Consider the following 25611-nt stretch of genomic DNA (forward strand, 5'->3'; position numbering starts at 1 on the left):
AAATCACCAAAACTAAGCCATTAAATCTAGCAGCATGAGTCACAAGCGCACTCCCCAATATCTTCATTCCAAATATCGGGACTTTGCTGAATAAAGCTTGCCATGAGCGATATACATCGCGCATCATTCAACTCAACCACCTGAACCCTCGCCTCTCTTAGCCAGTCCAAATGCCCTTCAAAATTAACCGACTCGCCCACCACCACCGTGCCAATATTAAACTGCCGAATTAAACCCGAACAATACCAACAGGGTGCCAAAGTGGTGACTAAAATTTTGTCGCGATAAGAAGACTGCCGCCCCGCCCGCCGAAAGGCATCTGTTTCACCATGAATAGACGGGTCGTTTTCCTGCACTCGTCGATTACGACCAACGCTCAATAAATCGCCAGACGCATCGAACAAAGCCGCTCCCACAGGCACGCCTCCTTCGGAAAACCCAATTTCGGCCTGCTCAAAAGCGGGTTCAAGCAAAGCAGCATACGCTTGTTTAGACAAAATTCCTGACATACACCCCCCTGAAAAACTCCGTTAAAGTCCTGAAAAAATTCGGTCAAAGTAATAAGGTGAGACCTTTTCACGATTGGATGTAAGGCCAAAAATGGTTAAAATTTTCCTGCTTTTCGTTGCACCCCAAAGGTATTTTCGTTGGGCGGTCACTTGTGAATAGCTGGCTATTCACAAGTGACCGCCTCAAATAAAAAAGCCCATTTATTTTAAAGTGAACGGCATGTTAACGCTCAACACACTTTACGTTAACAAAGAGCTTTACTTATCAACCTACCCTAAAAACGCCAAAATGGCTTCTTCAATTTGGGTCTTTTCAACTACACCATCTTGAGTAATCGGTTTTTGCAAGACCGCTTTAATTTGTGCCGGAATGGGCACATTGGCTTTTTGCGCAATTACGTTCAACGCCGCCACATCACCTTCCACTGTTTGACCGGTAAGGGCTTTGGCAATCACGGGTGAAAACTTTGTCCATTCTGCGGTGGAGTAAACAATGGTTTTTAAGGCTTTATTGTCGCGCCCAGTGTCGTACACTTTAAAGCAGGTGGCGGTGTGCGGATCCATTAAATAACCGTGGTCAAAGGCGGTTTTCATGTACGCGCTGCCTTCTTCATCGGTGCAAAAATCGGCGGCAAACAGATTTTGAATAACGGCCAGTTCCTCTGGGTTTAAAGCGTAAAACTTGTCGTTGTCTAACTGAAGCATTAACGCTTTGGTGCGCGCGGCACCAAACAAATCAAACAAAATCCGTTCAATATTAGACGATTTTAAAATATCCATGGCCGGTGACGACGTGGGAATAACCGGAGTATCGCGTAAATCGTAATGCCCGGTGGTTATAAACTGGGTAAGCACGTTGTTGTTGTTGGACGCGATAAGAATTTTTGCACTGGCAAGCCCATTTTCATGGCGTAATAGCCGCCTAGTGCGTTACCAAAGTTGCCACTGGGTACGTTTAAATAGATTTTTTCGCCCAAGGTAATCGCGCCCTGGCGTATCAACTCTAAATAACTGTGAATGTGGTAAATGGTTTGAAAAATAATGCGCCCAAAGTTAACCGAGTTGGCTGCCGACAACGAGATGCCATGTTCCATTAATTTGGCTTTAAACTTGTCCGACACCAATAAACGTTTAAGCGCGCTTTGTGCGTCGTCAAAATCGCCTTTAATACCAATAACTTTTAAGTTGGCCGCGTCTTCGGTCACCATTTGCAAACGCTGCACGTCCGATGTTCCGCCTTGCGGATACAAGCACGCCACCATGACGTTTTCTTTGTTTCTAAACGTGTCTAACGCCGCAGGTCCGGTGTCGCCACTGGTGGCCGCTAAAATTAAGTACTTTTCGTTGCGCTGTTTGGCAATGGCCGACAACACAGTGCCAAACGGTTGCAACGCCATGTCTTTAAAGGCGCGCGTAGGACCGTGGTACAACTCGCTAACGTACAAATCGTCTAACACTTTAACCACCGGAACGGGGTTGCTTGGGTCGTCAAACTGGTCGTACAGACTTAAAGCCTGGTCAATCACCGCGCTGTCAATGTCAATTTCAAAGGCGTCTAGCACCGCGCGCGCCAATGTTTTGTAGTTGGATTGTAAATGGGCGGCTAAAAATTCTTGACCCAAATGCGGCAAGGTTTTGGGTGAGTAAATGCCACCAAACGACGACATTGGACTTAAAATAACCGCCGAAAAAGGCAGTTCTAGCGGAAAATGGCAGTCGTTTCCACGCGTTTCGATAAAATTCATAGGGGTTCCATCGTGATTAAATTAAACAAAATTAAAGTGCACAAATTATACTCAAAAGCCTTGCTATCGACAGCTTAAAATTGTTTTAACGACTTTTTTAGCCGCCAAAAACGCTTTAAGTGTTTGGGTTGCACATGATATTGACGGCCATCGCCCAACACCAACAACACCGATTGCAAACGCTGTTCACGTAAGCCGTTTAGTATGCCTTCTAACCAATCTTGGTCTAACTGCTGCACCGCATCAATCCACTGCGCTTGGGTTAAATTGGCCAAGGAATCGCTTAACGCATCGTGATAAATTAAATGATGTTTTATCGGCTCTGCATCACTGTTATTTATATTTTGAACTTGTGTGGCGTTTGACCAGGCCTGGTAGTTTGCCAAACTGGGTTTAGCGTGCGCTTGGCAGGCGCTTGCCAGTCCGTTTAAATACGGATTATGGCTCCAAATCGCGGCATCAGGTCGCAGTTTAAGCACACTCTGCCCCTCTACATTGTGCAATTGGCCTTCGCCCCACACCCAAATACTGTTAATTTCGGGGCGATTTTGTTCGCGCCGTGCTTCGTTAACTGGATGAGTGTAAAACAGCATTTGCACTTCATTCATTAACGGGTGCCAATAGCCCGCGGCGTTACCTTTGGGATAGCGTAAATTAACGCTTTGGTTTGCCGCGTCCATTAAGCTGGTCGTGGTAAGGTCAATGGGTTGCACCATGCGCAAATACCAGCGCTGCGGCGCACCGTATTCCAGTTGCACCCCGTCTTGAGCAAAGTGCGCATTAAAACTGTTCATTAACGCCTGCGATTCGGCGGACGTAATGGCCAAGTCCTCGGGCGGAATCAGCACCAAAGTATCGCGATCTGGCACCATTTGTGCCGGATCAACCCGCAACCAAAAGGCCTTGGCGTCAACGTTACCATCAAAGTTTGGAACATCGTAATGCGCGCTGATGGCCGCAAGTGGTAAATCGCTGTTTTGGTGAAACAAGTAATTGGCTTGTTTAAAAAAAGCCTGCTCATTAAACACTTTGGCGCTAAACACATCGGCTTTGGCGCACAAGGTTTGTAAATTGGGCAACTTAAGCTGGCTCCACGCGATACCGGCTTCTTTTAAACGTAACGGATTCAGCAGGTCGGGAACCCACAGGGTCACAACCTGCTGTGGTATGGACGGTGTTGAATGGCTCGATGACATACTATTTGACCTATTTTTGACTTATCTTGCCATAAAAAAACACCCTAATCGATTAAACCGATTAGAGTGTTTATTAGGGTGCTTATACCAACATGAACGGTTAAGCGTCGCGTTATGAATTTATTACGCGACTGCTACGCCTATGTCGGACAGTTTTTTGGGCGAAATCACTTCGTAATCGGCCATTTCATCAAATTGCAAATAACGGTATACGTCATCGCTCATGGTGTCCAGCATGGCAACCGCATCCATGTACTCTTTAATGGTCGGAATACGCCCTAACGCCGCGCACACCGCCGCCAATTCCGCCGAGCCTAAATACACATCGGCACCGTTGCCTAAACGATTGGGAAAGTTGCGGGTTGAGGTTGAAAACACCGTTGCGCCATCGGCCACACGCGCTTGGTTACCCATGCACAATGAACAACCCGGCATTTCGGTGCGCGCGCCCACGCGACCGTAAATACTGTAATAGCCTTCTTCAATGAGTTGACGCTCGTCCATTTTAGTCGGCGGCGCAATCCATAAACGCGTCGGCACATTGCCCATGGTTTCAAGCACCTTGCCAGCGGCACGATAGTGACCAATATTGGTCATACACGAGCCAATAAACACCTCATCAATGTGCGCGCCCTGCACCTGCGACAATAACTTAACATCGTCAGGGTCATTGGGACACGCCACAATCGGCTCTTTAATGGTGTTTAAATCAATTTCTATCACCGCCGCATAATCGGCATCGCTGTCGGCTTCTAGCAGCTGTGGATTATCAATCCACGCTTGCATTTCATCACGACGACGCAACAAAGTGCGCGCGTCTTGGTAACCGTTTTCGACCATCCAATTAATCAGCGCCATATTGGATTTTAAATATTCAATAATGGGCTCTTTAGCCAACTTAACCACGCAGCCGTTGGCCGAACGTTCGGCCGAGGCGTCGGATAATTCAAACGCTTGTTCGGCTTTTAAATGCTCTAAGCCTTCAATCTCTAACACTCGACCGTTAAAAATATTTTTCTTGCCCTTTTTCTCAACGGTTAATAGACCTTCTTGAATCGCTTGGTACGGAATAGCGTTGACCAAATCGCGCAAGGTAATCCCCGGTTGCATTTGGCCTTTAAAGCGCACCAGCACCGATTCGGGCATATTAAGCGGCATCACCCCCAAGGTGGCGCCAAAGGCCACCAGGCCTGATCCGGCTGGGAACGAAATACCAATTGGAAAACGGGTGTGCGAGTCGCCCCCTGTGCCTACCGTATCCGGCAACAATAAACGGTTTAGCCAAGAATGGATAACCCCATCGCCTGGACGCAACGCCACCCCTCCGCGACTGGTCATAAAGTCGGGCAACGAGTGCTGTAAGGTAATGTCTACCGGCTTAGGGTACGCGGCGGTGTGGCAAAACGATTGCATCACCAAATCGGCCGAAAAGCCTAGGCACGCCAACTCTTTCATCTCGTCGCGGGTCATCGCACCGGTGGTATCTTGCGAACCGACGGTGGACATATGCGGTTCGCAATACATGCCTGGACGCACGCCGGCGATGCCGCACGCTTTGCCCACCACTTTTTGCGCCAAAGTATAACCGTGTGCCGCCGCCGATTTATCAGCTGGGCGAATAAACACCTCAGACGGAGCAAGTTTCATCGATTTACGTGCTTTATCGGTCAAACCACGGCCAATAATTAAGGGCACGCGTCCACCGGCACGCACTTCGTCGGCTAGGGTGTCGGGGGCGAGTTCAAACGTTGAAATGGTGTCGCCTGCTTCGTTGGTGATTTTGCCTAAATACGGATGAATGGTAATCACGTCGCCCATGCTCATGGCTTCGACATTGCACTCTATGGGTAAAGAACCCGAGTCTTCGGCGGTGTTAAAGAAAATCGGCGCAATAGTGCCGCCCAATACCACGCCGCCTTGGCGCTTGTTGGGTACAAAGGCAATGTCGTCGCCAAAAAACCACATGACCGAGTTCATGGCCGATTTACGCGAAGAACCGGTGCCTACCACATCACCCACGTAGGCGACAGGATGTCCTTTGGCTTTTAAACGCTCAATGGTGCCGTCCACGTCGTCAATGCGCGCGGCCAACATCTCTTTGGCGTGCAGTGGAATGTCTGGGCGTGACCATGCGGCGGTGGCCGGTGATAAATCGTCGGTGTTGGTTTCGCCGTCCACTTTAAACACGGTAACGGTAATGTGCTCTGGTAACTTGGGCTTGGCCAAAAACCATTGTGCATCGGCCCAAGACTGCACCACTTTTTGAGCAAAGGGATTGATTTTGGCTTTTTCGATCACATCATGGTACGCGTCGTACACCAATAAGGTTTTAGACAGAGCGACCACAGCGGCCTCGGCGACTTCGTTAATGGGGCTGTCCAACAGTTCAATTAACGGCAATACGTTGTAACCGCCCAGCATGGTGCCTAACAAAAACGTGGCGTGTTCGGCTGAAATTAAATCGGTTTTAACCGTGCCTTTGGCCACATCGGCTAAAAAACTGGCTTTTACATAAGAGGCTTCGTCCACACCCGGTGGCACTCGATGGGTCAGTAGGTCGACAATAAACTGGGCTTCGCCAGCGGGAGGGTTTTTAATTAATTCCACCACTTGCGCCGTTTGTTTGGCGTCTAACGACAAAGGGGGAATGCCAAGCTCAGCTCGCTCGGCGACGTGTTGACGGTACGCATTTAACATAGACCTACTCCAAAACTTAATTCAAAACTTAAAATTTAAACTTAAAAAACTGCGATCTTTGCATCTGACCAGGCCTGGTTAAACCAAAAAATTAGCAATATTTTAGCACAAGGCGGTTTTAGCGCCCATCTTGCCAGGTGTTTTCTGCGGACTTTTGACCCCTTAACGGCATAATCCACATTTGATACAGCGAGGTAAACAGCATAATAACCGCCGCCATACTGTACCCAAAGCCACCAATAATCACCAAATAGGCAAATCCTGGGTGCCATTTGGTGAGCCACCAAGAGGCAATGTCCACCAATAAAAACGCAAACGGCACAAAAATAAGCAACGCTTTTAACCACGGTTTAATGCCGCTGGCCATCGAAAAAATAAAGCCAATAAAAAAGAAAATAAACGCAATGCCAAACAGATGAATATGCGACACGCGCGTTAACGCACTCAAGCTCGCACCTTGGTCAATGTGGGCGACCGTTTGCATGACTTTATAATCGGCCACGTTTGGCAGGCTGGCCATATTGGCATGACAGCTGGCGCACTTAGCGTCGACAATGGGTTTAATAATGGGCTGCCATTGGCTTTCGGGCGCACCTTCTCGCGCCCACTGGATTAAGGTAAAGTTCTCTTCTGCCGTGGCGTGATGTTGCATCGAACCGTGCAGCTTGCTCTCTAACTTAGAGCCTTCTCGATTACCGTAATAGCTGTACACAATGTCGTCTACCGACAACCCCACTTTGCCGTCGGCCATACCGTGGGTGAGCATAATTTGCGCGCCAGCCATAATCAATCCGAGTCCAGTGACTAAAATATAACCGGTAAACAACGCTTTTACCGACAACGATAAACTCGCTAAATTTAACCAAGATGTTTGCATAGTAGTAACCTTGTATAAGTGCGTTTGTGTTAAGCCGACAGGCTCTTAGAGACCTTTGCACGTGTGGGGTGCGAGAAAAAAATGAGGAAAAATTGTCCTGATTGAGGCGGGAAACGCAGTGAATAGCTGGCTATTCACAAGTTTTCTAACGAAAAGCAGGAAAATTTTAACCATTTTTAGCCGTACATCCACTCGTGCAAAGGTCTCTCTTAGGGTTTGGGGATTAAATAATCTTCGTAATCCAGTTTACCGTTGTCGATAACCACCGCAATAGCGGTTAATCCTACACCGGCTTTGCCGACACTGCGCGCATCGCCAGAAATTAACGGATGCCAGTTGGGCAAGCTTTGGCCACGATGCAACACTCGGTACGAACAGGTATCGGGCAACCAATCAAACTGCTCAATACCTTCTTGGGTGAGCTGAACGCAACTTGGCACGTTAACACTGCGATGGGCGTAATCGCGACACTGCCCAGTCGTAATATCCGAATAAGCACAGACCACACAAGTGTAGACAATTTCTTCGGTGTCGTCGTCTTGCAGCTTGGTTAAACAACATAACCCACAACCATCACAAATAGACTCCCATTCACCTTGCGTCATTTGCTGCAGGGTTTTGGTTTCCCAAAAAGGGGCGCTTGAGTTGGTAAATTTTTCTGACATAGTGTGCGTAAATCCTGCGTAAATCCAATTAACCGCTAAAAAAATTCCACGGGTGTAACCAGTTTTTAATAATGGCTTGGCACTCGAGCGTTAAAAACTCGGCACCTTCGTTGGGCGCTAGTACAAACTCGTAAGATTGGTTAAAAAGACTAAATTGCATGGCGTACGCATGCAAATACCCGCGATCACTTAGCTGAGCCGATAGGCGCTCGGCATAACGTAGGTCGCCCAAAATGGGCGCGGCTAAACTTTTTAAGGCCACTCTAATTTGGTGCGTTTTGCCAGTAATGGGTTTAACCAAAAACAGGCGTTTTTTGGGGGCGATTAACGACGTAACAAACTGTGTAATGGCCGGGTTTTGCAACGTCTTAGCCAGTTTGTAGCTGCCCCGACGGGCGCTGAGCATATCGCCCTTAACCCAACCTTGTTTTTTGTTGGGTTTTTTATCGCTAATAGCCAAATAGTATTTTTGCACTTCATGCGCGGCAAACATCAAGCCAAACCGTTGTGCGGCCGGCTTATTAAGTGCAAACACTACCAGTCCCGAGGTCATTTTGTCTAACCGATGCACCGGATAAAGTTCAGGACAATTTAATTGTTGTTTTACCAACACCACCAGGCCTGGTTGCCTTGCATTGTCAAGCGTGGCATCTTCAGGCAGTAAATCGGGCGGTATCAATGCTTGCGACACGTCTTGTTGCACCACGCACTCACTGTGAAAATTTAATCCGCTGGGCTTGTCAACCACCACAAAATCGGCATTTTTAAAAATAATGCTCAGCATGGTTGTTTTAACATCGCTATTGTAACCTCTTGGTGCAACGCTTAAAAAAGAACATTATACTGCAACACCCTAGCTTCTTTAACGCCATTTATGGGAATTGCCATGCCACTAAAGATTCAAGTTCACAGTCAAATCAGTCAAATTGACGCCCAACAATGGGATGCGCTGGTAGAAAACCACCAGCCATTTTTAAGCCATGCGTTTTTGCATGCGCTGGAGCAACACCATTGCGCCGCGCCAAGGTACGGTTGGCATCCTCAACACCTGGCGATTTACCATCAAAACACCTTAATCGCCGCCATGCCGCTGTACGAAAAACACAACAGTTACGGTGAATTTGTCTTTGACCAGGCCTGGTCAAACGCGTGGACGCAAATGGGGTTGGCGTATTTTCCTAAATTGGTTAGCGCTGTGCCTTACAGCCCTGTGAGTGGTCAACGTTTTTTGGTACGAAATGTGGCGTTACAGAATATGCCGATTAATCAAACTGAGGATTACTCGGTCGAATTTTTAACGCAAACCTTATGGAACGCCGCACTTGAGCTTGCGCAACAACACGCCTACAGTGGATTGCACCTTTTATTTGCCCACGCCGCGCAACAAACTTGGTTGGCGCAACAGGTGGCCGGCCAACCATTTGTTTATACTCGCCACGATTGTCATTTTCATTGGTTTAACCAAAACTACACTGGCTTTGACGATTTTTTGGCGCAATTAACGCCCAAAAAACGTAAGAACATTCGCCAAGAGCGTCAAAGTGTGGCGCGTGCGGGTGTTACTTTTAGGCGGCTAAACGGCCACACCGCCACCGCTCAAGACTGGGAGCATTTTGGCTATTTTTACACCAAAACCTTTACCGAAAAATGGAGTACGCCTACCTTAAACACCGAATTTTTTAAAGCCGTCGCACGGGCTTTACCCAACAACGTCTTGTTGGTATTGGCCGATAAAAACGGCCAGTGCATTGCCGGTTCGTTAATGTATTACAGCGATACCACACTGTTTGGCCGTCATTGGGGCTGTATTGAAGAGGTCAACCATCTGCATTTTGAAGCGTGCTATTACCAGGGCATTGAGTTTGCCATTGAACGCGGCTTGCAGGTGTTTGAACCTGGTGCGGGGGGCGAGCATAAAATAGCCCGTGGCTTTGTACCCGTTGAAACACAATCCACCCACTGGCTTAATCCATCACAGATTCCACCCACTCTGCAAGCCGATCTTGATCGTGGATTACAAGGTTTTATTAAACAAGAACAGCAACAAAATCAAAACTATATAGCCCAGTGTCAAACACACAATCCGTATAAAACAACATAAAGCATTACAAATTCAAAACAAAAAGGCCTTTGACCAGGCCTGGTCAAAGGCCTTTAAACGCCTTAACTACCTTGGCAACCAAAACTTTTTAAGCGCGCCTTCTAAATCGGTCAGCGCTTGATGGTATACCGCTTGTTTAAAACTAACCACCTCTTGCACTGGACGCCAATAATCAACCCACGCCCACGATTCAAACTCGGGCGAATCGTGCAGGCCTAAATTAATGCGCTCAACGTCGCCTTCAAACCCCAGCATAAACCAAATTTGTTTTTGGCCAATGCACACAGGTTGACTGTAATGCCGAATAAGGTGTTTGGGTAAATCGTAACTTAACCAGCCATTGGTGCGGCCTAAAACACGCACGTCAGAAGGCTCTAAACCCACTTCTTCTTTTAACTCTCTAAAAACCGCTTGTTGCGGGGTTTCATTTTCACGAATGCCGCCTTGTGGAAACTGCCAGGCATCCTGTTGAATTCGTTTACCCCAAAACAGCTTGCCCTCTTTATTGACAATAATAATGCCCACATTATGTCGGTAACCGTCTTGATCGATCATGGAAACCCTAAATACAATTATAAATATGCGCTAATAGTGCCTAAAATTGGTTTTTTTTCAATCCATAAATGATTTTGAAGCCGATTATCGTTCAATACCGTTATTTACGACTCGTTACGATTAATCACAATTTTTTGCAATTATTTGCAACACCTGGCTAATCAGCCGGCTTGTGCGCGTGTCAGTGATGGTTTAGGATGTTGTTCCAAATTTAGGGCGCCTCTATTTGCCACACAGTCAAATCTACCGGTAAATAAAAGCGCCCTTAAATCAACTCATTTAAAAAGCAGGGAATCCCATGGCATTAGCAATCTTTGATTTGGACAACACCTTAATTGCTGGCGACAGTGATTTTTTATGGGGTGAATTTTTGGTGCAAAATGGCTATGTTAACGCCGAACATTTTAGCGAGCAAAATGCCCTTTTTTACCAACAATATCAAGCGGGCACGCTAGACATTATGGCCTACCAGCGCTTTGCGCTCGAGCCATTAACGCATCATGACATGACTACTTTAAACCAATGGCATAATGAGTTTATGGAGCAGTTTATAAAACCCAGAACCCTCGCAAAAGCGCATGCACTTATTAACGAGCACAAAGCCCGTGGCGATCGGCTATTGATCATTACGGCCACCAACACCTTTATTACCCGGCCGATTGGCACGTACTACGGTATTAACGAACTGCTGGGCACCGAAGGTGTGTTGGTCAACAATCGTTACACTGGTGAAGTGTTGGGTACGCCCACCTTTCAGCAAGGCAAAGTGACCCGCTTACAGGCCTGGTTAACAGAGCACAATGAAACCTTAAACGGCAGTTATTTTTACTCAGACTCGCACAACGATCTTCCATTGCTGTACATTGTGGAACACCCCGTGGTGGTAGACGGTGACAGCAAATTATTAAGCGTGGCGCAAGAAAAGCAATGGAAAACCATAAGCTTGCGTGACTAACCTAATCTTGCGTGTTTAATTTAAAACATGATAAAGCTATATCACCTCAAATTGCAGACATAAAAAAACCGCTCGCATCCTAGACATTAAACCTAGGATTGAGCGGTTTTTTAACGCACTGTTTTTAAAAAGCAGCGTTAAGCTTATTCTTAGTTACAACGCCATCTCTTCTTTAACCTGTTCTACCCACGCGTCAATGCGACCAGCGGTTTTATCGGCTTGCTGATCTTCGTCGATTCCTAAGCCGACAAAGAACTCGCCGTCTTCGGTCACCGCTTTTGACTCATCAAACTCATAACCATCGGTTGAGGTATAACCGGCAGGCGTTGCGCCGTTTTCTACCGCAACATCGTGCATTAAGCCCATCGCATCCAAAAAGTATTCTGAGTAATCCGCCTGATCGCCCAAACCAAAACAGGCCACGGTTTTACCGGTAAAGTCGATGCTCTTAAAATCGTTCCAAAAATCGTCCCAGCTGCTTTGCAGTTCGCCGTAATACCAAGTGGGTTGGCCTAAAATAATATTAGTATACTTGGCAAAATCCCCAGCACTCGCGGTGGAAATGTCATGCACATCAATCAAGTCGGCACCAAATTTATCTTTAATCATGTCTGCAACGCGCTCGGTATTGCCAGTATCTGTGCCGTAAAATAGACCCACTTTGCTCATTTTTATCCCCTCTAAATACAAAATTTACGTGTAAAATTGGCTCTCACAAACGTCCGTAAATGCCATAATCTAAACTGTTCATTTAATTGACGCAAATCATAGCACAGCAAAGCTTCTTATTAATTCACTTAATTTTATACATCACCATGAAAAATACTGATTCAATCGATTGTTTTAAATGCCGGCATTTTTTTGTAACTTGGGATGCCTCCAATCCACGGGGTTGCAAGGCGTTTGGCTTTAAAACCCATAAACTTCCCAGTCAAGTAGTGCTCGAAAGCTCGGGGGAACCTTGCTTAAGGTTTAGCCCAAAACCCGACCCCAACACTCAAACAAAAAGTAAGGGTTGGATTGCTTAAAAAAGTCAATAAACAAGCCATTAAACAAGCATCAATCCTCAAGCAGCCGATGCAGCGCAGGCCAAACAAAATACGCCCCAGGGTCGGTTTTTCGATCGGGTGCTATGTCGCTGTGCCCAACAATATTATCATTATTGGCGGTTTGTAAACCTGGATAAACCTCCCGCAGGCTTTTAATTAAGCGCGCCAAAACCGCATATTGCATTGCGGTATAACAACTAAAATCGGTGCCCTCTAGCTCAATACCTACCGAAAAGTCATTGCAATTTGCTTGCCCTTTAAACTTCGACTGTCCGGCATGCCATGCGCGCTGGTTAAACGGCACAAACTGCACCAAGGTGCCATCGCGCTTAATCAGCGCGTGAGCCGATACTTTTAACCCTTTTATCTTTTCAAAATATGGGTCACTAGCGGCATCCAGTTGATTGGTAAACAAGTCGGCAATGGCGGATCCTCCAAATTGATTGGGCGGCAAACTAATGCCGTGCACCACAATTAAGGTAGGATTTACGCACTTTGGGCGGGCATCAAAATTAGGACTGGCAATAAATTCAACCGAACTGACCAGGCCTGTTTGAGTGTTAATGTTATATAAGTTACTAGACGAAGTGGTTTTCATAAGGCGCATTATAATACGAATTGGGTATAATACCGCCCAATACTCACCAGTCCAGTCTTGAGCACTTATATGACGTCAACAATCCTGCCGAATTATTTTTTAAACTTAAGCACTACGGTCGCCTCCGCGTTGCAAGAAGACGTTGGTGCTGGAGATTTAACCGCGCAATTAATTGCGTCCAATACGCAAGCTAATGCCAAAATTGTCTGTCGCGAAGCGGCCATTATCTGTGGTCGCCCTTGGTTTGAGGAAGTCTTTAGGCAAATAGACGCCAGTATTCAAATTGACTGGCACATTACCGAGGGTCAAGCGGTCGCGGCGAATCAGCTAATTTGCACATTACAGGGTTCGGCTCGCGCGATTTTAACCGCCGAGCGCACTGCGCTCAATTTTTTACAAACCTTGTCGGCCACCGCCACGGTCACCGCGCAGTATGTTGCACAGCTCAAAAACACGCACACACAACTGTTAGACACACGTAAAACCCTACCAGGCCTGCGCTTGGCGCAAAAATACGCCGTTAAGTGTGGCGGTGGTTGCAATCATCGCATGGGGTTGTACGATGCCATTTTAATTAAAGAAAACCACATTATGGCCGCCGGTGGCATTGCACAGGCCGTTAATTTAGCGAAAACCTTGCATCCTGGCGTGTCCATTGAGGTTGAAACCGAAAACCTCGCCGAGGTTAAGCAAGCCTTAATGGCGGGCGCCAACATTATCATGCTTGACAACTTTAGCTATGAGCAGATGCACGCGGCTGTTATGCTGGTTAGCGGACAAGCCAAGCTCGAAGTATCGGGCAATGTCGAAATAGACCAACTTGCGCACTTAGCAAAAACGGGTGTGGATTTTATTTCGAGCGGCGCACTTACCAAACATATTAAGGCGATTGATCTTTCAATGCGCTTTGAGATGCTTTGATATGCTTTTAACAAGCGACTTTTTTCTACGGCCATCTTATTTTTAAAACGCTATCCACTCTTAAACGGAAAAATTCTCAGCTGTGCATGATCATATTTTAGTCAGTATTGTTTTACTCTTAGGCATCGCCGTTTTAACGGTGGCGTTGTCACGTCGGCTGCATTTTCCGCCCATCTTAAGCTACATCGTAGTGGGCATTATCGTGGGTCCGTTTGGCTTTGCCTTTATTGAAAATGAAGAAAACATCTCTTTATTGGCCGAATTTGGCATTGTTTTTTTATTGTTTGCGATTGGCTTAGAGTTCTCGCTGTCGCAAATGGTGGCCATGCGTAAACAGGTTTTTGGCCTAGGATCGGCGCAAGTATTTGCAACAGGCCTGGTGGTCTTTTTTATTGGCTGGATGGCGGGTTTAGACACCAATACCAACATAGTCATTGCCTCGGCTTTTGCCCTGTCTTCCACCGCCATCGTCATAAAACAACTGACCGAACAATCCGAAATTCAGTCGCGTCACGGTCGCTCGGCCGTGGGCATTTTAATTTTTCAAGACATCATTGCTATCCCATTGCTTATCTTAATTCCCACCTTGGCCATCACTCAGAGTGACGGTGACTCTTTTGGCATGTCAATGGCTTTTACGTTTGCAAAAGGCATTTTAGTGGTGGTGATTATGCTGGCCATCGGACGCTACCTTCTGCGCCCACTGTTTCACGAAGTGGCGGCCGCTAAATCGCAAGAGCTCTTTACTTTAACGGTGTTAATGGTGGCACTCAGCTCGGCGGCATTTACCGAAGAGATGGGGTTGTCTTTAACGCTGGGCGCATTTTTAGCCGGCATGATGTTGGGTGAGACCGAATATCGCCATCAAATTGAATCGGACATTCGGCCGTTTCAAGATATTTTACTGGGACTGTTCTTTGTCACCGTGGGCATGTTGATTTCGGTTGATATTTTAATGACGCACTTCTGGTTAGTTCTGCTCATTACCTTGGGCATTATTTTAGTTAAAGGTCTGGTTATTTACACGGTGGCACGACTGCTCCATAAAACCGCCGGTGTCGCCGCCAGAACGGCCTTGTCTTTGGCGCAAGTGGGTGAGTTTGGTTTGGTGTTGATTACTCTGGCCTTTACCTACAATTTACTGCCGCTTGATACCGGTAATATTTTGCTGACGGCGGCCGTGTTAAGCATGGCGGTGTCGCCGTTTATGGTTAAATTTAACGGTAAAATTGCCAAAATTATTCATAAAGAGAGCTACAACGCCAACCATTTTGAAATTGAATCAAACATTTCCGAAACCAGTAAACGCTTAAACAACCACGTGGTTCTGTGTGGTTTTGGACGCGTTGGTCAAACCGTAAGCCGCTTTTTACGCAACGCCAACGAAAACTTTATTGCGCTCGACATGGACATTGTTAGGGTAAAAGAAGCCAGTGCAGCAGGCGAACCCGTGCATTACGGTGACGCATCCAAACAAAGTATTTTGCATGCCGCCGGCTTAGAAAAAGCCAAAATCATCATCATTACCTTTAACGATTTTCACGCCAGTATTAAAATTATTCGCACATTGCGCCGTCTCAACCCCAATATTCCCATTTTAGTGCGTACCTTGGACGATTTGCATGTAGACGAGCTGATTAACGCGGGGGCTAACGAAGTAGTGCCTGACACTTTTGAATCCAGCATTATGCTGGCGTCGCACCTGCTATTGATGATTGGCCAGCCGCCCAGTAAAGTGTTAAAAGAGACCCGTTTAATGCGCAAAGACCGCTATCGGTTATTAGAAAAGTTTTACCCTGGCGAAGAAGATTATTTATTGGTTCCCAGTCAATCATCAAAAGTGATTTTGCACAGCGTAACCTTAGAAGAGTCGGCTTATGCCGTTAATAAAACCTTAAACGACTTACCGTTAGAAGAGTTAAAAGTACACGTTGATGCGATTGTGCGCGGCAACATACGGGGCGAAAACCCCGCAGCAGACACGTTACTAAGAGTGCTTGATTTTGTGGTTATTTCGGGCTTGCCGGAAGACGTCGCCCGTGCTGAAAAGCTTCTAAAAACGGGCAAAAGTTAAGCGTTAATACGTGAATTAAAACGCGCCTTAACGCTCCAACCAAATCAGTGAGGCGATGCGTCCGGTTTGCCCAGAACGACGATAAGAAAAAAACTGCGACTCATCGCGGTAAGTGCATAAATCACCGCCGTACACAAAAGAGACACCTAACTGATTTAATTCATACTTGACCAGGCCTGGTAAGTCGGCTAAATATTTTTTGTGTAAATGACTGTCTACAGACAACGGCTTAAAAAAGCCTGCATTGAGCTCTGACGTTGCCACAAAAACCGCTCTAACCTCTTCACCCACCTCAAACGACTGTGCACCAATCGCCGGACCTATCCACGCCATTAAACGTTCTGGGCTTTCTGGTAAAGCCTCTACGGACTGACGCACAATACCCGAAGCCAAGCCTTTCCAGCCCGCATGAATCGCACACACCAACGTGCCTGCCAAATTAGTGATTAAAATAGGCAAGCAATCGGCCGTCAGCACCACCGCCACTCGACCCGATTCTTGCGTCCAAGAAGCATCCGCAATAGGCGGATTATCTTGAGTCGCTAAAGAGTCAAGACAAACAAGCTCGACAGTATGTTGCTGATTAAGCCAAACGGGTTGGCTGGATAAGCCAGCCCGATTGACCAATTGCTGTCGATTGGCTAAAACGGCGTTTAAATCGTCGCCTACATGCGTGGCCAAATTAAACCCATCAAATGGCGGCAAGCTTACTCCGCCCAAACGTGTAGTACACAGCGCTTTTACACCAATAGGTGCCGGCCAATCTGGGTAGATAAAATGGCTGTCAGACTGATTATTAGGCTGACTATTACGCTCTAACATCAGTCAGGAATGTCTTCATCGGTGACCCATTCGACTTCAACGCCGTGATCGTAGTCGTAATCGTCGTACCCCATATTGCGTGATTCGTACATTTCCATGTCTTCGCGCAACACGTCAATTAACTCAAACATCGCATCGGGCATGTCCACTTTCCACTTCATGGTTTTACCCGTAACCGGATGGGTTAAACTCAGCGCGCCAGCGTGCAGGGCTTGGTGTTTAAAGTTACGCAAAAACACCACAAATTCTTCATTCATCTGCTTCGGAATTCTAAAACGCTTGCCATACACCGGATCGCCCACCAGCGGAAACCCTAAGTGCGCCATGTGGACTCTAATTTGATGCGTGCGACCCGTTTCGAGTTTAACGCGGATGCGTGTATGCTCTCTAAAACGCTCTAACACGCGGTAATGACTGATGGCTTCTTTGCCGCCAAAGTGACGAATGGCCATTTTTTTACGATCGGCTGAACTGCGTCCAATAGGCTGATCTACCGTACCGCCATTGGCCATTTTTCCGACCACGACAGCATCGTAAAGTCGCTCTACTGCATGGCGAGATAACTGACTTACCAAATTAGTTTGCGCCGGTACTGTTTTAGCCACCACCATCAAACCAGAGGTTTCTTTGTCTAAACGGTGCACAATACCAGCACGCGGCACTTCACGCAGTTTGTCATTGTGAAACAACAACGCGTTCATTAACGTCATGTCTGGATTACCTGCACCCGGATGCACTACCAAACCCACGGGTTTGTTAATGACCATAATGGCATCGTCTTCGTACAGAATGTCGAGTTCAATCTCTTGCGCCGGAATATCGATTTCATTGTCAATCTGGGCAATCAATTCGACCTTTTCGCCACCTAAAACCGGTTGGCGTGGCTTAAGCCAGGCCACACCGTTAATGGTGACGTTGCCGTCTTTAATCCACTGCTGAATTCGACTGCGCGAATAATCTGAAAATAGTGGCCCAATGGCGACGTCTAACCTTTCTCCAAGTGCATCGTGAGGAATGGTGGCTGTTAATATTTGCTTACTCAATGGATAACCTTAAACAGTTTACGCTGTCAATTAGTAAGCGTGCCGCACAAAGGTCTTAAAAAACCTTAAAACAAAACCGTTTTAAAATGCAAAGCACGCAGTTGAAAATTTGGGAATTATGATACAATCCGTGTCACTTAAATAACGCATATTGTACCTAAAATATGAAAAAAACGCTGTTATCCATCTTATTATTCTCAACACTGAATTTGCAAGGGTGTTCAACCCTTTCTTCTTTAATTGAAAAACCCGATTCTGAAAAAACCGTAGAAGAGTTTTACACCGCGGCTACTGAAGCATTTCAGGACGGCCAATGGGACACTGCCACACAAAACTACGAAAAACTTAAAGCTTATTTTCCGTATGGTGAATTTGCTGAGCAATCGTATTTAGAACTGGCTTATTCGTATTACAAATACGATGAACCCGAGTCGGCCATTCGTGAACTGGAAGAATTCGTTCGCTTGTACCCTAAACACCCGCAATTAGCCTACGCTTATTATTTAAAAGCGCTTGCCGCCGACTCGGTCAATAAAAGTTGGTTGGATAAATACATTACTGATCCAGCTACCCGCGACGTTAAGTCAACCCAGCGTGCATTTACCTTTTATAACGATGTACTGGCACGTTTTCCTCAAACCCCTTACGCCACACAATCGGCTCAACGTTTAATTGTATTGAGCAACCAAATGGCGCGACATGAGGTGTTTGTGGCTGAGTTTTATTACAATAAACAAGCCTACTTAGCCGCCGCTAATCGTGCGCAATCGGTCATAGAAAATTATCCGCGTGCCTCAAGCACACATAAAGCACTACAAATAATGGAAGCGTCTTATGAAAAATTGGGCATGACCGATAACATGCTCGCCGTGCGCATGGTACAAGACCTTAACCAAAAAGGCTTGGAACCAATGGATGTAAACAACGACAATGATGATTTAACCAACCCACCAAAACCTGAGAACCAGAAAAAATCTTGGTGGTCGAGCATTACCAGTGTTTTTGATTAAAGGCTAATTTTGATTAAAGGCTAATGTTAAGGTCTTTAAACTCGCCTTTAAGCGCGCCTTGAGACACGTATTAACACAATAAAAAACCACTTAAAGCACCCGCTCTAAGTGGTTTTTTTGTTGTTAAAGCAAACTAAAAAATCTCAATCTATTCAGTATATCGACTGGTAATGGGATAGCGGCGGTCTTTACCAAACGCTCGTTGGGTGATTTTTACCCCAGGGGCGGCTTGGCGACGCTTGTATTCACTACGGTCAATTAAGCGCACCACCTTGTTAACTTCCTCGGCATTAAAGCCCATATCAATCATCTGCTGGGGCGTTTTATCCTGCCTAACATACGCTTTAATCATCGCATCCAACACAGCATAATCGGGCAGTGAATCTTGATCCACCTGATCTGGACGCAATTCGGCGGAAGGCGCGCGTTCAATCACGCGTTCGGGAATCACGTTAGACAACCCATTCCGATAGTGCGCTAGGCGATACACCAAGGTTTTTGGCACGTCTTTTAACGGTGAAAATCCACCGACCATGTCGCCGTATAAAGTTGAATACCCAACCGCTACTTCGCTTTTATTGCTGGTGGCCAGTACCATTTTGCCGGTTTTATTGGATAACGCCATCAATAAAGTACCACGAATTCTGGCTTGTAAATTTTCTTCGGTTACATCGTTTTCTAGCCCTATAAAACTCGGTGCCAACGCAGTTTCAAAACTGTTAAATAGGTTTTCAATGGGAATACTTTGATAGTCCACCCCCATGGTTTTGGCTTGTAAAGCGGCGTCGTCTTGGCTAATTTGTGCAGTATATTTAAACGGCATCATAACCGCACTGACGTTATTGGCACCAAGCGCGTCAACGGCTAGCGCTAAAGTAAGTGCCGAATCAATGCCTCCGGACAACCCCAATAACACACCAGGAAAACCATTTTTTTGCACATAGTCTTTTATGCCTAAGGTTAAGGCTTGATAGACACGCGCTTCACTTTCATATAACGGGGCTACCAGGCCTGGTAACACGCTCACACCATGCTGAGACTTAACCACTTTAACCGCCGTTAACGCCGTTTTAAACTCCAGACTTTGTACCTGAACAATACCCTGTGCGTCCATGGCAAACGAACCGCCGTCAAACACCAACTCGTCTTGCCCACCCACTTGGTTAACATACAAAATAGGTGCGTTAATTTCGGCCACGCGACGCGTTAGAGTATTTAAACGGTCTTGATGCTTTTCATCTGAAAACGGCGAGGCGTTTAAGGTAAGCAGAACATCCGCACCCGCTTCTTTGGCTTGGGTAGCGGGGGCAAATTTCCAAATGTCTTCGCAAATTAACACCCCAAATCGAACGCCCTTATGCTCAACCACACAAGGTCGATGGCCGGCCGAAAAATACCGTTGCTCGTCAAACACACTGTAATTGGGCAGATGTTGCTTCATGTAACTGGCTTGAATTGCGCCTTTTTCAATCCACGCAGCCATATTAAAGCGCTCACCCAAAGCATCCTGCATGGGATAACCCACCACCACCACGACGTCATTAACATGCTGACAAATCTGCAACAAAGCTCTATCAATTTGTGGGTACAAGCCACCGCGTAATAACAAATCTTCTGGTGGATAACCGGTAAGAGTCATTTCGGGAAACAGCACAATATCAGCATTGTGCTGTAACTTGGCCTGCTTGGCCGACTCAATCACGAGTTGCGTGTTGCCTGCAATGTCGCCGACCACGGGATCAATTTGCGCCATGACCACGGTAACCGTTGGAGAAGGTTGGCTCGAAGACTGGCTCATAGAAAACTCTCTTTATGGGGCTTATGGGGCGTAAATATATTTAGAGACCTGTGCATGAGTCAATTTTACTCGTGCAAAAGCCTCATTTAGTAATGTGTTAACGCGTCAACTGCGCCAACATGGCCGAACCTAAATCCGCTGGTGAACGCACAACGGTAACACCCGCGGCTTCTAAAGCGGCAAATTTGGCCTCAGCCGTACCCTTGCCACCACTGACAATGGCACCTGCATGCCCCATGCGTTTGCCAGGCGGTGCGGTTACACCTGCAATATAGGCCACCACCGGTTTGGTGACGTGCGCTTGAATAAATTCAGCGGCGTCTTCTTCGGCTTGCCCACCAATCTCGCCGACCATAATGATGCCTTCGGTTTGCGGATCTTGCTCAAACAACGCTAAACAATCAATAAAGTTCATGCCCTGTATTGGGTCGCCACCTATGCCCACGCACGTCGATTGCCCTAATCCGTTGCCCGTGGTTTGGTGCACGGCTTCATAGGTTAATGTGCCCGAACGTGATACCACACCAATTTTGCCAGGCAGATGAATGTGCCCAGGCATAATGCCAATCTTGCACCCGGTACCATTAAGACCTGGAGTGATCAGGCCTGGGCAGTTGGGGCCAATTAAATAAGCATCCGACTTATCCAGTACCGCGCGAACTTTAAGCATGTCGGCCACTGGAATGCCTTCGGTAATGCAGGTAATGACTTTAATGCCTGCGGCAATCGCTTCAATAATGGAATCGGCAGCAAACGCTGGTGGCACATAAATCATGCTGGCCGTGGCACCGGTTTGCTCAACCGCGTCACGCACTGTGTTAAACACAGGCAAGCCCAAATGCAATTGCCCGCCTTTACCTGGAGTAACACCCCCCACCATTTTGGTGCCGTAAGCCATGGCTTGTTCTGAATGAAAACTACCTTGTTTGCCGGTAAACCCTTGGCAAATCACTTTGGTGTGTTGATTAATTAAAATGCTCATAGTTAGTTGTTCCCTGCCACTTCAACGACCTTACGCGCGGCATCGGCTAAGCCGCTGGCGGTAATAATGCTTAAACCACTGTGTGCGAGCTTTTCGCGCCCCAATTCAACATTAGTGCCTTCTAAACGCACCACAACAGGAATCGTTAAACCCACTTCTTGCACTGCCTTAATAATGCCATCGGCAATTAAGTCACAGCGCACAATGCCGCCAAAAATATTCACTAAAATAGACTTAACACCCGAATCGGACAGAATCAACTTAAACGCTTCTGCAACGCGTTCAGGGGTTGCTCCGCCGCCCACGTCTAAAAAGTTGGCTGGATTACCACCGTTTAATTTAATTAAATCCATGGTTGCCATCGCCAAACCAGCACCATTTACCATGCAGCCAATGTCGCCGTCCAAAGCGATGTAATTAAGCTCATGTTTTGAGGCCAAAGCTTCACGAACGTCTTCTTGCGAATAGTCGCGTAAGGCGACCAGGTCGGCTTGACGATACAACGCGTTAGAATCAATGCTTACCTTAGCGTCTAAGGCAATCAGGGTGTTTTCTTGGGTGCGAATCAGTGGATTAATTTCAATTTGCGCAATGTCTTTGTCCAGTGCCAATTGATAGAACTGCTGCATTAATGTGCCCAGCTGTTTAAACGCTGTGCCTGTCAAACCTAAAGCAAACCCCACTTCACGACACTGATACGGCATAACACCCACAGTAGGATCAATGTGTACGCTTAAAATCTTTTCGGGAGAATCGTGTGCAACCGCCTCAATGTCCATACCGCCCGACGCAGAAATAACAAACGAATGGGTGCGCGACACACGGTCTACCACCAAACTTAAATACAACTCTTCTTCAATAGCTAACTTTTCTTCAATAAGCAGGCTATGAATGGGTAATTTTTTACCCGCCGTTTGAATAGTAGCCAACTGACTGCCCAATAATTGGCTGGCCACCTGATGCGCCTCGTCGCGCGATTGCACCAACTTTACACCACCGGCTTTGCCACGCGCACCGGCGTGAATTTGTGCTTTAACCACCCAAGCAGAACCTTGATGAGAACCGGCGATAAAATCTAACGCGTCGTCAAGCTCGTTTAAATGCTGGATTAATTGCCCTTTTGGGGTGGGAATGCCGTATTCTTGAAACAAGGCTTTGGCTTGATATTCGTGTAAATTCATGTAAAAAAACGTCTCCAATTGGCCTTGTTTGTTGGCTTAATTGCACGCAAATCAAGGTTTTTAAACGGTCGAATTAAAAGATAAAAATTGCTTTTATTGTATGATTTTTAGACAATGAATGCATTGCATTTTCAATGCGTTTCAATAATAAGGTGTTTTATTGTGCGAACAATTATATTTTTACTGCTGGTTATACTGGCGTTTTTAGTCATTCGCTTTACCCTTAATCGGGTCATTGCAATTCGCAAAAAAAACCAGGAACTGGACTCACCAGGCCTGGTTAACGTGCAAAAAAATCTGGTCACCTGTGTGGTTTGCGGCCTTAACCTGCCCGAAGAAGAGGCCATTATTGAAACCTTAAACGGCGATGAATTTGCATTTTGCTGCGCTAAACATCAACAAGACTTTCATAAATCGGCCATAAAAGTTCAATAACATATGCAAAAAATATAGGCAAAAATCTAACCTTCCTTTAAAGATTGCAACCCATTATCTTTTAAAGAATCTCCACAATAGTGGCCTCAAACACCACCACTGTATCGGCTAATGGGTGGTTAAAATCCACCACCACTTCGGTGTCGTTTAAAGACTCAATGCGCCCTGGCACTTCTTGACCCGTGGGCGTGTCAAAACCAATCACTTGACCGACTTTTAAAGGCTCTTGCTCACTATTTTCTACAAAATCAGCACGATTCATGACCACCACATTTTGCGCGTCGGCGGTGCCAAATGCAGCGTCTGGTGATAAGGTTAATTTTGCTGTCGTACCCTGCTCAAGACCAATAAGCATCTCTTCTAACGTGTGAATAAATGTGCCATCGCCCAGAGTAAAGAAAAATGTTTCATCGCCTTGCGTGCCTTCCACCCAAGTGCCGTCCAATAAACTTAGACTAAAACGTATTTGGAGAGTGCTGTTTTCTTGTACAACCTTGACGGACATATGACTTCCTTTTTATCAAAAATGCGGGTCTAAATAGAGTGTGCTCTTGACTTAGCCGGTGCTTTTTCAGTTACGCTGGGCGTGGTTTTTGTAACGGCTTTAGCCGTGGTTTTTGCCCCAAGGCTTGTTGCACCGCTAACACGACGTTTTTGCGGTGCCATGCCGTCCACAACCACTAAATTTCGCCCCGATTGTTTGGCTAAATACAACGCCTCATCGGCTTTTTTGAGCACCGCTTGCGGGGCATTTAAATGACTTTGAGCCAAAGCAATCCCCACGCTCATCGTTACTTGAGTGGTGACATACTCTTCTTGACTCATAAACTCGAGTGGTGCTTGCTCTAACGCTTCACGTAAGCGGTTCATTTCGGCTTCGGCCATGGCCACATGTTTGCCTTTAAAGACCACGGTAAATTCCTCACCGCCATAACGATAGACTTTAGCACCCTTTACTGTAGCCAATCCATGCGCGACACGCTTTAAGACTTCATCGCCCACATCGTGGCCGTAGGTGTCGTTAAAGCGTTTAAAATGGTCAATGTCGACCATCGCAATAGCGTACTGTTTGCCCAACCCCATAAACGACTCAAACAACGCGCGCCGGCTTTTTAAGCCCGTTAATTCATCCACATAGGCGATATGGTGAGCATCAAAGATAAGGGCCAGTAAAATCATTAACGCCGCCACGCTCGACAGCAATGCCAGTTGCCCAGGTTGGTAAAATTGGTTTAACGCAAGAGCCAACAGCAACAACACCACCAGCGCCGTGTGATTTAACACCTTTACCGGTTGCGAACGCCTCAGCTTTAAAGACAATAAAAACCCGGTTAGTAAAAAGCTTATCGCCCCCACAAAGGTTAAGTTAATAACACCTTGAGTGGATTGAATAATGGGAGCCGAGATTACCGCAATTAATTCAAAGGGCAACGTATTTAACACCCAATAAACGCCCACAACTTGCGCCAAAAAAAGCCCGCCAACAGTGATGTTCATGCCAACATTGTATAGGCCTTTTTCGGGCAAACTTAACCAGACCAAAACATTAAGCGGCAACAGCACCATCAGCACCGGCAAGAGTATTTCACTTGACAAACTTTGCGCCTGCCCCGGCACAAAAATGTCCAGCACCCCATTTAACAACACGATGCTAAACATAAGCCACAAGGGTTGCGCGCGGTTAAACCAGATGCTAATAAACAGCACAAAAACACCTAATACATACGGCGTATAAGACAACAGACCAAACCACGGTGTTTGAGGCGTTAAAAGTACAACTTGCCAAAGAGCAAAACCGCTTAGCAAGAGAAGCCAACTGTAGTGTTTAATCATGTTTTCTCACTTTGTGAGGCCTGGCTGAACGAAGAACTGCTTAAAAAACTTAAGATTGCCAATATCGGTTTGCCTTAAAACCAACCTGTTTTCAAAAATTAGGTTTTTCCAAACAAGGTAAAGGGTTCGTAAGGCACGTCGTCGCACATAATGCGCCACTCTAGCTCATAACCACACGCCTGCGTGGTTTCGCATTGGTTATGCGATGTCGCAAATTCGCCCGCTCGATACGCTTTGCGTGACTCATAAACATAACCTTTTGGACAGGCCTGCTTGGCTTTAGAGCGCATTGCTAGACTGTCAAAGGTGGTAATAGGCTCATGAAACTGTTCGGTTAGGCGAAAATGGGTTTCATCCACCTGCTCCACTTTAACGTGACCCGTAACCCCCACCAAGGCGTCACCAGCGGCTTGAATACCACGGCCAACCGAATCAACCCCATCGCTAAACGTAGAACAACCCGACAGCCCTGCGGTTAATAAAAGCGCACCGGCAACACTCAGCAGGCCTGGTTGACGCCAGATTGTCTTAAAAGAACGAACACTTTGATGCATATTTTCTCTGC

At 46.5% G+C, this 25611-nt stretch carries 25 protein-coding genes; 6 read left to right on the forward strand and 19 right to left on the reverse strand.

Features of this window, described 5'->3' with window-relative positions; translation table 11 throughout:
* Positions 1-26 precede the first annotated feature (26 nt).
* The 8 genes from EP181_RS06500 to EP181_RS06530 form a co-directional block, all read right to left on the reverse strand.
* Positions 27-509, reverse strand: coding sequence for a nucleoside deaminase (locus tag EP181_RS06500; RefSeq protein ID WP_127470929.1), 483 nt, complete (start codon positions 507-509; stop codon positions 27-29).
* 270 nt (positions 510-779) lie between these two features.
* Positions 780-1364, reverse strand: a complete 585-nt coding sequence (locus EP181_RS12420; protein WP_232023358.1) for a PALP domain-containing protein — start codon at positions 1362-1364, stop codon at positions 780-782.
* Positions 1346-2254 carry a threonine synthase gene (thrC, locus tag EP181_RS12425; RefSeq protein ID WP_232023359.1) on the reverse strand — a complete coding sequence of 303 codons (909 nt, stop codon included), beginning with the start codon at positions 2252-2254 and terminating at the stop codon, positions 1346-1348. The genes EP181_RS12420 and thrC overlap by 19 nt, the downstream gene beginning before the upstream one ends.
* Before the next feature lie 74 nt (positions 2255-2328).
* Positions 2329-3450: a hypothetical protein gene (locus EP181_RS06510; RefSeq protein ID WP_127470930.1), complete on the reverse strand. Its 1122-nt coding sequence runs from the start codon at positions 3448-3450 to the stop codon at positions 2329-2331.
* Between the two features lie 123 nt (positions 3451-3573).
* Positions 3574-6147 (reverse strand): bifunctional aconitate hydratase 2/2-methylisocitrate dehydratase, encoded by a 2574-nt coding sequence (acnB, locus tag EP181_RS06515; protein WP_127470931.1) that lies wholly within the window; start codon positions 6145-6147, stop codon positions 3574-3576.
* A gap of 118 nt (positions 6148-6265) precedes the next feature.
* Positions 6266-7024 carry an elongation factor-1 alpha gene (locus EP181_RS06520; RefSeq protein WP_127470932.1) on the reverse strand — a complete coding sequence of 253 codons (759 nt, stop codon included), beginning with the start codon at positions 7022-7024 and terminating at the stop codon, positions 6266-6268.
* A gap of 209 nt (positions 7025-7233) precedes the next feature.
* A complete protein-coding gene (locus EP181_RS06525) occupies positions 7234-7689 on the reverse strand; it encodes a YcgN family cysteine cluster protein (protein ID WP_127470933.1) in 456 nt (151 codons plus the stop codon).
* A gap of 28 nt (positions 7690-7717) precedes the next feature.
* Entirely contained in the window at positions 7718-8473 is a 756-nt protein-coding gene (locus EP181_RS06530; RefSeq protein ID WP_127470934.1) for a pseudouridine synthase, read from the reverse strand.
* Positions 8474-8575: 102 nt separating this feature from the next.
* On the opposite strand from EP181_RS06530, the gene EP181_RS06535 reads away from it, so the two are divergent.
* Positions 8576-9790, forward strand: a complete 1215-nt coding sequence (locus EP181_RS06535; protein WP_127470935.1) for a GNAT family N-acetyltransferase — start codon at positions 8576-8578, stop codon at positions 9788-9790.
* A 66-nt stretch (positions 9791-9856) separates the two neighbouring features.
* Here EP181_RS06535 and EP181_RS06540 read toward each other — a convergent pair whose 3' ends face one another.
* Positions 9857-10345, reverse strand: a complete 489-nt coding sequence (locus tag EP181_RS06540; protein WP_127470936.1) for an RNA pyrophosphohydrolase — start codon at positions 10343-10345, stop codon at positions 9857-9859.
* Between the two features lie 298 nt (positions 10346-10643).
* On the opposite strand from EP181_RS06540, the gene EP181_RS06545 reads away from it, so the two are divergent.
* Positions 10644-11300: a histidinol-phosphatase gene (locus tag EP181_RS06545; RefSeq protein ID WP_127470937.1), complete on the forward strand. Its 657-nt coding sequence runs from the start codon at positions 10644-10646 to the stop codon at positions 11298-11300.
* 153 nt (positions 11301-11453) lie between these two features.
* Here the strand turns inward: EP181_RS06545 and EP181_RS06550 are convergent, their stop codons facing one another.
* On the reverse strand, positions 11454-11969 hold the full coding sequence (locus tag EP181_RS06550; RefSeq protein WP_127470938.1) for a flavodoxin: 516 nt from the start codon (positions 11967-11969) through the stop codon (positions 11454-11456).
* Positions 11970-12359: 390 nt separating this feature from the next.
* Positions 12360-12947 (reverse strand): 1,6-anhydro-N-acetylmuramyl-L-alanine amidase AmpD, encoded by a 588-nt coding sequence (gene ampD, locus EP181_RS06560; protein ID WP_127470940.1) that lies wholly within the window; start codon positions 12945-12947, stop codon positions 12360-12362.
* Positions 12948-13016: 69 nt separating this feature from the next.
* On the opposite strand from ampD, the gene nadC reads away from it, so the two are divergent.
* Both nadC and EP181_RS06570 read left to right on the forward strand, forming a co-directional pair.
* Positions 13017-13868 carry a carboxylating nicotinate-nucleotide diphosphorylase gene (gene nadC / locus EP181_RS06565; RefSeq protein ID WP_127470941.1) on the forward strand — a complete coding sequence of 284 codons (852 nt, stop codon included), beginning with the start codon at positions 13017-13019 and terminating at the stop codon, positions 13866-13868.
* Positions 13869-13950: 82 nt separating this feature from the next.
* The gene (locus EP181_RS06570) at positions 13951-15942 is read left to right on the forward strand and encodes a monovalent cation:proton antiporter-2 (CPA2) family protein (RefSeq protein WP_127470942.1); all 1992 of its coding nucleotides are present in this window, start codon (positions 13951-13953) and stop codon (positions 15940-15942) included.
* Positions 15943-15969: 27 nt separating this feature from the next.
* Here the strand turns inward: EP181_RS06570 and pgeF are convergent, their stop codons facing one another.
* Both pgeF and rluD read right to left on the reverse strand, forming a co-directional pair.
* Entirely contained in the window at positions 15970-16764 is a 795-nt protein-coding gene (gene pgeF, locus EP181_RS06575) for a peptidoglycan editing factor PgeF (RefSeq protein ID WP_127470943.1), read from the reverse strand.
* Positions 16764-17807, reverse strand: a complete 1044-nt coding sequence (rluD, locus tag EP181_RS06580) for a 23S rRNA pseudouridine(1911/1915/1917) synthase RluD (protein ID WP_127470944.1) — start codon at positions 17805-17807, stop codon at positions 16764-16766. The genes pgeF and rluD overlap by 1 nt, the downstream gene beginning before the upstream one ends.
* Positions 17808-17971: 164 nt before the next feature.
* Between rluD and EP181_RS06585 the strand changes: the two genes are divergently transcribed.
* On the forward strand, positions 17972-18817 hold the full coding sequence (locus EP181_RS06585; RefSeq protein ID WP_127470945.1) for an outer membrane protein assembly factor BamD: 846 nt from the start codon (positions 17972-17974) through the stop codon (positions 18815-18817).
* Positions 18818-18965: 148 nt separating this feature from the next.
* On the opposite strand, the gene EP181_RS06590 is transcribed toward EP181_RS06585, so the two are convergent.
* The 3 genes from EP181_RS06590 to sucC all read right to left on the reverse strand — a co-directional run bounded on the left by EP181_RS06590 (position 18966) and on the right by sucC (position 22778).
* Complete coding sequence (locus tag EP181_RS06590; protein ID WP_127470946.1) at positions 18966-20615, reverse strand: NAD+ synthase; 1650 nt, start codon at positions 20613-20615, stop codon at positions 18966-18968.
* A 97-nt stretch (positions 20616-20712) separates the two neighbouring features.
* On the reverse strand, positions 20713-21597 hold the full coding sequence (gene sucD / locus EP181_RS06595) for a succinate--CoA ligase subunit alpha (RefSeq protein WP_127470947.1): 885 nt from the start codon (positions 21595-21597) through the stop codon (positions 20713-20715).
* 2 nt (positions 21598-21599) lie between these two features.
* Positions 21600-22778 carry an ADP-forming succinate--CoA ligase subunit beta gene (gene sucC / locus EP181_RS06600; protein WP_127470948.1) on the reverse strand — a complete coding sequence of 393 codons (1179 nt, stop codon included), beginning with the start codon at positions 22776-22778 and terminating at the stop codon, positions 21600-21602.
* A 162-nt stretch (positions 22779-22940) separates the two neighbouring features.
* On the opposite strand from sucC, the gene EP181_RS06605 reads away from it, so the two are divergent.
* The gene (locus EP181_RS06605) at positions 22941-23213 is read left to right on the forward strand and encodes a hypothetical protein (protein ID WP_127470949.1); all 273 of its coding nucleotides are present in this window, start codon (positions 22941-22943) and stop codon (positions 23211-23213) included.
* Positions 23214-23274: 61 nt separating this feature from the next.
* On the opposite strand, the gene EP181_RS06610 is transcribed toward EP181_RS06605, so the two are convergent.
* The 3 genes from EP181_RS06610 to EP181_RS06620 form a co-directional block, all read right to left on the reverse strand.
* Complete coding sequence (locus EP181_RS06610; protein WP_127470950.1) at positions 23275-23718, reverse strand: FKBP-type peptidyl-prolyl cis-trans isomerase; 444 nt, start codon at positions 23716-23718, stop codon at positions 23275-23277.
* Between the two features lie 29 nt (positions 23719-23747).
* On the reverse strand, positions 23748-25046 hold the full coding sequence (locus tag EP181_RS06615; protein ID WP_127470951.1) for a GGDEF domain-containing protein: 1299 nt from the start codon (positions 25044-25046) through the stop codon (positions 23748-23750).
* Positions 25047-25144: 98 nt separating this feature from the next.
* Entirely contained in the window at positions 25145-25600 is a 456-nt protein-coding gene (locus EP181_RS06620; protein ID WP_127470952.1) for a hypothetical protein, read from the reverse strand.
* Positions 25601-25611 lie beyond the last annotated feature (11 nt).

The organism is Thiomicrorhabdus aquaedulcis (assembly GCF_004001325.1).
Classification (GTDB): Bacteria; Pseudomonadota; Gammaproteobacteria; order Thiomicrospirales; family Thiomicrospiraceae; genus Thiomicrorhabdus; species Thiomicrorhabdus aquaedulcis.

Excerpts from the sequence above, each read along its gene's own strand:
- EP181_RS06500 (WP_127470929.1), bottom strand. The coding sequence starts at position 509 with ATGTCAGGAATTTTGTCTAAACAAGCGTATGCTGCTTTGCTTGAACCC.
- thrC (WP_232023359.1), bottom strand. The coding sequence starts at position 2,254 with ATGAATTTTATCGAAACGCGTGGAAACGACTGCCATTTTCCGCTAGAA.
- EP181_RS06510 (WP_127470930.1), bottom strand. The coding sequence starts at position 3,450 with ATGTCATCGAGCCATTCAACACCGTCCATACCACAGCAGGTTGTGACC.
- acnB (WP_127470931.1), bottom strand. The coding sequence starts at position 6,147 with ATGTTAAATGCGTACCGTCAACACGTCGCCGAGCGAGCTGAGCTTGGC.
- EP181_RS06520 (WP_127470932.1), bottom strand. The coding sequence starts at position 7,024 with ATGCAAACATCTTGGTTAAATTTAGCGAGTTTATCGTTGTCGGTAAAA.
- EP181_RS06525 (WP_127470933.1), bottom strand. The coding sequence starts at position 7,689 with ATGTCAGAAAAATTTACCAACTCAAGCGCCCCTTTTTGGGAAACCAAA.
- EP181_RS06530 (WP_127470934.1), bottom strand. The coding sequence starts at position 8,473 with ATGCTGAGCATTATTTTTAAAAATGCCGATTTTGTGGTGGTTGACAAG.
- EP181_RS06535 (WP_127470935.1), top strand. The coding sequence starts at position 8,576 with ATGCCACTAAAGATTCAAGTTCACAGTCAAATCAGTCAAATTGACGCC.
- EP181_RS06540 (WP_127470936.1), bottom strand. The coding sequence starts at position 10,345 with ATGATCGATCAAGACGGTTACCGACATAATGTGGGCATTATTATTGTC.
- EP181_RS06545 (WP_127470937.1), top strand. The coding sequence starts at position 10,644 with ATGGCATTAGCAATCTTTGATTTGGACAACACCTTAATTGCTGGCGAC.
- EP181_RS06550 (WP_127470938.1), bottom strand. The coding sequence starts at position 11,969 with ATGAGCAAAGTGGGTCTATTTTACGGCACAGATACTGGCAATACCGAG.
- ampD (WP_127470940.1), bottom strand. The coding sequence starts at position 12,947 with ATGAAAACCACTTCGTCTAGTAACTTATATAACATTAACACTCAAACA.
- nadC (WP_127470941.1), top strand. The coding sequence starts at position 13,017 with ATGACGTCAACAATCCTGCCGAATTATTTTTTAAACTTAAGCACTACG.
- pgeF (WP_127470943.1), bottom strand. The coding sequence starts at position 16,764 with ATGTTAGAGCGTAATAGTCAGCCTAATAATCAGTCTGACAGCCATTTT.
- EP181_RS06585 (WP_127470945.1), top strand. The coding sequence starts at position 17,972 with ATGAAAAAAACGCTGTTATCCATCTTATTATTCTCAACACTGAATTTG.
- EP181_RS06590 (WP_127470946.1), bottom strand. The coding sequence starts at position 20,615 with ATGAGCCAGTCTTCGAGCCAACCTTCTCCAACGGTTACCGTGGTCATG.
- sucD (WP_127470947.1), bottom strand. The coding sequence starts at position 21,597 with ATGAGCATTTTAATTAATCAACACACCAAAGTGATTTGCCAAGGGTTT.
- sucC (WP_127470948.1), bottom strand. The coding sequence starts at position 22,778 with ATGAATTTACACGAATATCAAGCCAAAGCCTTGTTTCAAGAATACGGC.
- EP181_RS06610 (WP_127470950.1), bottom strand. The coding sequence starts at position 23,718 with ATGTCCGTCAAGGTTGTACAAGAAAACAGCACTCTCCAAATACGTTTT.
- EP181_RS06615 (WP_127470951.1), bottom strand. The coding sequence starts at position 25,046 with ATGATTAAACACTACAGTTGGCTTCTCTTGCTAAGCGGTTTTGCTCTT.
- EP181_RS06620 (WP_127470952.1), bottom strand. The coding sequence starts at position 25,600 with ATGCATCAAAGTGTTCGTTCTTTTAAGACAATCTGGCGTCAACCAGGC.